Origin of the sequence: Desulfobacter sp. UBA2225, assembly GCF_002348205.1 — a bacterium.
In the GTDB taxonomy this organism is placed as follows: domain Bacteria; phylum Desulfobacterota; class Desulfobacteria; order Desulfobacterales; family Desulfobacteraceae; genus Desulfobacter; species Desulfobacter postgatei.
Window position 1 is genome coordinate 1 of record NZ_DDYV01000056.1, and the last position, 5,937, is coordinate 5,937.

A 5,937-nucleotide genomic window follows, 5' to 3' on the forward strand; every position below is an offset into this window, starting at 1 on the left:
AAATTACAGGCTCTTATGCTTACATCTATAGAATCCATAAGACCTGGCAGAACATATGAACGTAATTTCAATAAAAAGAATAAAAAATTCCATCTGGAATACAGGCAACCAGCTTGATACTTTGAGGTGTCTTAAGTCAACGGCATTGTCTGATATCCTTGCTATGCAAATTGAAACAACAACAATGATTTATTGCAAAGAAAGATAAAACAAGAATTATTTTTGTCTACCTACTTAACCCGCGGTAGACGGAAATCCCACTCCAATTCAGGCTCCACAAAGGGGGCTATAAAGGCGCCACTGGCAGCGTCCACATGAATGGGGATATCTAAACCCGTATCTTTCTGGAGCTGATCGAGGGCGTCGCTCACAGTTTTAACCGGTTCATACTGGCCGGTAAAGGTAACGCCCAGGGTCGGCACCACGCCAATGGTGTTCTCGTCGCAGCGCTTGATTACCTCTTCCGGGGTCATTATCAGGCGCTCACCGTCCATGTGGATTTCCCGCAGTTCCACGTCCCAGTAACGGGCAAATTTATGCCAGCAGATTTGTACCGGACCGCAGACAAGATTTGGTTTGTCCGTTGGTTTGCCGGCTGCCTTCATTTTATCTCGCCACCGCCATTTCATGGCCATTCCGCCCAGCATGGCGGCCTCGCTGGAACCTGTGGTCGAACATCCCAGCGTATTGGCGGCATCCGGCGAGTTCCACAAATCAGCCAGCATGTTTACACAGCGGGATTCGATCTCAGCTGTCTGAGGGTACTCATCCTTGTCAATCATGTTCTTACCGATACATTCGTCCATGATTTTGTAGATTTCCGGGTCGAGCCAGGTGGTACAAAAGGTCGCCAGGTTTTGCCGGACATTGCCGTCCAGCATCAATTCATCATGTATAACCTGATAGATGTGACGCGGACTGTGCTCTTTTTCCGGCATCTTGTACTTGGGCAATACAACCGACAGGTCTGCAGACGAGTACACGTCGTCCAACCGGTTTTCTCCGCCTTTGACTTTTTCATGTAATGGCATTGTTCTTCTCCTAATTGAGTTGTTAACTTCGGGGGTTGAGGGGATTGGTGTTTCCCCCGTGCACCATGGCATACGCCAAAACGAACCTATCGCACCCGACGCATTTGTCCGAATCCCACTGGATGTAACCGGAGGGGGGCACGGCTGTTCCGATCCTGATCACCACAGGTTCGGTTTCCGGCTGGGATTCCCACCAGATGTGCGTTCTCTTATGCCAGATCCTTCTTCAGTACAAACAGATAGGTTCACTATATATAAGTTTATATTCACTTTATGTATCAGGGTTTCAATGCCCTGGAAAACATCATCTATCCTCATAATTTTTATGAAGAATTAGCAAAAAAGCTTTTCAAAGACACCATTAAAGACCCTATAAAAAGGCTATATATGGCTTTTTGAGTATATATAACCTTTTGTATTTGGTTGTTGATGACTGGGTTGAAACTGCAAGTTGTGATTATTTGTGCTGAAAAATAAATATGATAGGTAAAGAAATCCCGTGATTTTGAATCCTGGCACAATGATTGCCTTATATGAAAGATAACTGGCGATCGGAAGGATGATTTGTAATCAGGCATGAAAGACAAAACCGGAGAAAAAGGCACGAGCAAAATTATCGGCAATGTCAAAAGGGTTGTCAAGAAAAGGTATGGGGATAATAACACGGAAGCCGAGGGCAAACCTAAAGAAGAATAAGGCTCCTCATATTCTATAATAACGGCCATGGCCGACCTGGTCTTTCACAGAGGTCAGTCCACAACAAATCATGAAAGAAACTAGCAGGTTAGTTCAATTCTTTCATATAAAAAAAACAAAAAGGTGAAACATTCCTTTTAGGAGAAATACCGTGAAATCAAGTACAAGAGACAATGCAGAAGGCAACATGCATCAGGTGAGAGGTAAGATCAAGGAGGTCGTCGGAAAGACGGTGAGAAATTCCAACCTGGAAGCCGAAGGTACGGTCGAAAAATTTAAAGGGAAAGTTCAGAAAAAAATAGGCCGAATCAAGAAAGCGCTGGACAAGTAAACGGATGCTTTTAAGACTTACAAACAAGGAGGAATAATTCAGTGAATATATCATAACTGGTTGGAGAAAGAGCTTACTGTCAAAACGGCTAAATCACACATAGAATAAAAAAGATCATACTATGTAGTATCTGCTGATTTTCTATTTTGTGGTTCCCCAAATACCTGTTGAATGCCATCGGATTCTATTACCGGACTAAGTGCACGTTCTATCCGTCTCAGAAATCATTTGTGAAAACGACATGCGAAAAGTTTGATGACTATAATAAGACCAGCCTGCAAATAAGGAGACTATTATGACAGAAATTAAAAAGAAAAAGAAAAAACTGGTGTGGCCGTGGGTATTATTGGGACTCGGAGTAATTGCAGTACTTATTTATTTCTTGGCATTTCATGATTACAATGGGGAAACGAATGAAGTGCCCAAAATATCCGAACTTATAGGTACTGAAGAAACTGACCTGGTATCCGAACCTGTGAGTACTGAAGAAACAGACCTCATAAATGTGAAGGAAAACAACAGTACCGTGGCGGCTTATATAAATTTTGTGGAAACCAGCAAAAATAAGATGAGTCTGGAGCATGAATATACAAATGAAGCTCTTTCAAAATTAGTCGAAGCTACAAATGCTATGGCCGGTGAAGTTGGATACGAAGTTCGGGCAGATATAGAAAAGGTAAAGGAATATGCAGAAATGATTGAAAAAGATCCCTTTGCAACAACACATGCAGATAGCATTAAAAAGGCGGATGATATTTTAACAAATGTATTGCAAAACATCCAAAAGGCTAAATATCCGGGATTGACAAATGAAGTTGCAGAATTAAAAATTGCATCAGAATCAATAAAACCGGGAGTACTTACTCTTGATCAGAAAGATGGAGTTAAAACTTTTTTTAGTAAAGCCGCAGACCTCCTGCATAAAATGAATTAAATACTTTTAAAACTCGATGATCCAGTTTTTCGTCAAATCGCATAACCATAGGGGGCTGAATACCATGATTTGGAACCATACACCCCTCGGTGATTCGATAACAGATTGATATCATTGACGTTTTAAAAACCGCAGCACAAAAAGCATCATTTTTAACAAATATAATAATATCAATATGTTATAAAAAACTGGCACTGGAGTCCTTGAGTGGGTAGTATATCTTATTAAAAATATTCAATAAAATACCTTCATACAACCAACCACAACCAGAAAGGAGAACAGCATGAAAATCCAAATCAACACAGACAATCACATCGCAGGTCGCGAAGAACTGGCCGAGCAGGCCAAAGCAACGGTGAAAAGCACGCTCGGCCATCTGGCGGAGCATATCACCCGCGTCGAAGTGCATCTCAGCGATGAAAACAGCGATAAGGGCGGGAGCCATGACAAGCGTTGCATGATGGAAGCACGCCTCGAAGGTCACCAACCCGTTGCGGTTTCAGATGAGGCGGAGTCGATTGACCAGGCGATTGATGGAGCGGCTGAAAAACTCAAGAGATTCCTTGACCACACACTTGGGCGATTGCATGACAAATGATGAAATTTTAGTTTTTAGGGAGAGTGGGCACCTGGAATAATTATAATGGGAGAAATGAAATGAAAAAAATAGCCATTAACGGTCTGGGGCGTATTGGTCGACTTGTCTTGCGCCAATACCTCATGGGTAATTATCCAGATTTGGAAATTATAGCCGCCAATGACCTGACGCCGGCCGCTGATATTGCCTATTTGATGCGTTATGACTCTGTCCACGGCAAACCACCCTTTACGGTGGAATCAGCCGAAGATTATCTGCGTTTTGATTCAAAGGAAATTAAATTTTTCAGTAAAAAAGACCCGGCAGAGCTTCCCTGGGAATCGCTGGGAGTGGACATTGTACTGGAATGCACCGGTCTTTTCAGAAAACGAGAGGATGCGGCTAAACATTTAGAGGCGGGGGCTGGACGAGTCATTATCAGCGCGCCTTCCAAAAGTGCGGATTTAACTGTAGTTATGGGCGTTAATGAAGATCTGTATGACCCGGAAAAACATCAGATCATTTCCAATGCCTCCTGCACCACCAATTCACTGGCCCCTGCCCTGAAGATATTAAATGATGCCTTTGAAATTGAAAGCGCCTTAATTACCACTATCCATGCCTATACCGCCAGCCAGGCCATGGTGGACGGCCCGGCGAGAAAAAGAAGAAGGGGCCGTGCAGCTGCAGTCTCTTTAATTCCCACCAGTACGGGATCTGCTATAGCCACTGCCCTGGTTCTCCCTGAACTGGAAGGAAAGATGGATGCTATAGCGGTAAGGGCACCCATTCCCGACGGGGCCATCACCGATATCGTAGCCTGTGTCCGCAAAGAGGTCTCGGTGGAGAGTATAAACGCGGAATTCAAAAAAGCGGTCCACGGAAAACTTCAAGGCATCCTGGACTTTACGGAGGACGAGATTGTATCCGCCGATATCATAGGCGATCCGCATTCGGGTATTGTTGACGGATCATTTACCAGAGTCGTGAATGACAAATTAATCAAGGTGCTGGTATGGTATGACAACGAATTTGGGTATTCCGTCCGCATGCTTGATCTGGCGGCATATATGGCTAAAAAGTGAGAAAGAGGATGGATGCCATAGCGGTGAGAGCACCGATCCCGGATGGGGCCTTAACGGATATTGTCGCTTATCTAAAAAAGGACGTTTTTGTGGAGAGAGTGAATTCTGCCTTGAGAAACGCAGCCGGAGGAGCGCTCAAGGGTATCATCTATAATGACGATGAAATCGTATCTGCCGATATTATTGGAAATCCACACTCAGGTATTGTTGATGCCCCATGCACAAGGGTGGTTATGAACCGGGTGGCCAAGGTGCTGGTCTGGTATGACAATGAGTTTGGCTATGCGAGACGGATGCTGGACCTTGCAGCTTATGTATAAACTAATTTTACTACGGCATGGTCAGAGTGAGTGGAACCTACAGAATCGTTTCACGGGGTGGGCGGATGTTGATTTAAGTGAACAAGGCATCCAGGAAGCCGGGAATGCGGGCAAGCTCTTGAAAGAGGGCGGTTATGAGTTTGACCTGGTTTATACATCTCTCCTGAAGCGTGCGATTCGAACGATGTGGGATGTGCTTGATGAACTGGACCAGATGTGGGTGCCCGTTGTGCGGCATTGGCGTTTGAATGAGCGGCACTACGGTGCGTTGCAGGGTCTTAAAAAGACGGCAACGGCGCACGAGTACGGCGCAGAGCAGGTGAAAATATGGCGCCGTTCTTACGCGACCCCACCCCCCGCGCTTATGGAAAGTGACGACAGGTATTCCGGCCGGGATCGACGCTATGCGGACCTTTCTGTAGAGGAGATCCCGCTGGCGGAGAGTCTCAAAGACACTGTAGCCCGTTTCATTCCCTATTGGCTGGACACGATTGCACCGCAAATCAAAAGTGGTAAGCGCGTGCTTATCGTCGCGCACGGCAACAGCCTCCGCGCATTAGTCAAACATCTCGATAGTCTTCCAGAGGAGGAGATTGTGGGACTGAATATACCCACCGGCATCCCCCTGAGCTATGATCTGGACGACAATCTCAAACCCCTTCGCAAGACCTATCTGGGTGATCCCGAAGTAGCGAAGAAGGCCGCCGCGGCCGTCGCCAACCAAGCCGTAGAGGAGGTAACCCATGGATAAACAGCTCCCTCAGGTGCCGGTGCGCTCCACGGTGGGAGCGAGGGATTCCCTGGTCGAAGGGCTCGTGACCGCCTTTGCCCGGGGGCAGGACCCTGCCGACGCATTACGCCTGTACGCCTGGGGATTTAAAGAGAGTAAAGAAGCGTAAATCATGAAAGAGATGAAGAAGAAGGAGGATGATATGTTGGACGTACACGTACCGCTTGATGTTT

At 45.7% G+C, this 5,937-nt stretch carries 8 protein-coding genes; 6 read left to right on the plus strand and 2 right to left on the minus strand.

What is annotated here, in order from left to right:
* Positions 1–230 precede the first annotated feature (230 nt).
* Positions 231–1,031, minus strand: a complete 801-nt coding sequence (locus tag B3D59_RS02925) for a glutamate decarboxylase (RefSeq protein WP_286817608.1) — start codon at positions 1,029–1,031, stop codon at positions 231–233.
* Positions 1,032–1,878: 847 nt separating this feature from the next.
* Here B3D59_RS02925 and B3D59_RS02930 point away from each other — a divergent pair.
* The 6 genes from B3D59_RS02930 to gpmA all read left to right on the plus strand — a co-directional run bounded on the left by B3D59_RS02930 (position 1,879) and on the right by gpmA (position 5,725).
* Positions 1,879–2,058: a CsbD family protein gene (locus tag B3D59_RS02930; protein WP_286817609.1), complete on the plus strand. Its 180-nt coding sequence runs from the start codon at positions 1,879–1,881 to the stop codon at positions 2,056–2,058.
* A 295-nt stretch (positions 2,059–2,353) separates the two neighbouring features.
* Positions 2,354–2,992: a hypothetical protein gene (locus B3D59_RS02935; protein ID WP_286817610.1), complete on the plus strand. Its 639-nt coding sequence runs from the start codon at positions 2,354–2,356 to the stop codon at positions 2,990–2,992.
* Between the two features lie 283 nt (positions 2,993–3,275).
* Positions 3,276–3,590 carry an HPF/RaiA family ribosome-associated protein gene (locus tag B3D59_RS02940; protein WP_286817611.1) on the plus strand — a complete coding sequence of 105 codons (315 nt, stop codon included), beginning with the start codon at positions 3,276–3,278 and terminating at the stop codon, positions 3,588–3,590.
* Between the two features lie 59 nt (positions 3,591–3,649).
* On the plus strand, positions 3,650–4,654 hold the full coding sequence (gap, locus tag B3D59_RS02945) for a type I glyceraldehyde-3-phosphate dehydrogenase (protein WP_286817613.1): 1,005 nt from the start codon (positions 3,650–3,652) through the stop codon (positions 4,652–4,654).
* 8 nt (positions 4,655–4,662) lie between these two features.
* Positions 4,663–4,974 (plus strand): hypothetical protein, encoded by a 312-nt coding sequence (locus tag B3D59_RS02950; RefSeq protein WP_286817614.1) that lies wholly within the window; start codon positions 4,663–4,665, stop codon positions 4,972–4,974.
* Positions 4,967–5,725 carry a 2,3-diphosphoglycerate-dependent phosphoglycerate mutase gene (gene gpmA, locus B3D59_RS02955; protein WP_286817615.1) on the plus strand — a complete coding sequence of 253 codons (759 nt, stop codon included), beginning with the start codon at positions 4,967–4,969 and terminating at the stop codon, positions 5,723–5,725. Before B3D59_RS02950 ends, gpmA begins: the two co-directional genes overlap by 8 nt.
* Before the next feature lie 9 nt (positions 5,726–5,734).
* Here the strand turns inward: gpmA and B3D59_RS02960 are convergent.
* Positions 5,735–5,937 (minus strand): hypothetical protein (locus tag B3D59_RS02960; protein ID WP_286817616.1); only part of this gene is annotated, 203 nt, incomplete at its 5' end.

What these genes read in the sequence shown, in the direction of transcription:
- B3D59_RS02935 (WP_286817610.1), top strand. Translation starts at nt 2,354, where the DNA reads ATGACAGAAATTAAAAAGAAAAAGAAAAAACTGGTGTGGCCGTGGGTA.
- gpmA (WP_286817615.1), top strand. Translation starts at nt 4,967, where the DNA reads ATGTATAAACTAATTTTACTACGGCATGGTCAGAGTGAGTGGAACCTA.
- gap (WP_286817613.1), top strand. Translation starts at nt 3,650, where the DNA reads ATGAAAAAAATAGCCATTAACGGTCTGGGGCGTATTGGTCGACTTGTC.
- B3D59_RS02925 (WP_286817608.1), bottom strand. Translation starts at nt 1,031, where the DNA reads ATGCCATTACATGAAAAAGTCAAAGGCGGAGAAAACCGGTTGGACGAC.
- B3D59_RS02940 (WP_286817611.1), top strand. Translation starts at nt 3,276, where the DNA reads ATGAAAATCCAAATCAACACAGACAATCACATCGCAGGTCGCGAAGAA.
- B3D59_RS02950 (WP_286817614.1), top strand. Translation starts at nt 4,663, where the DNA reads ATGGATGCCATAGCGGTGAGAGCACCGATCCCGGATGGGGCCTTAACG.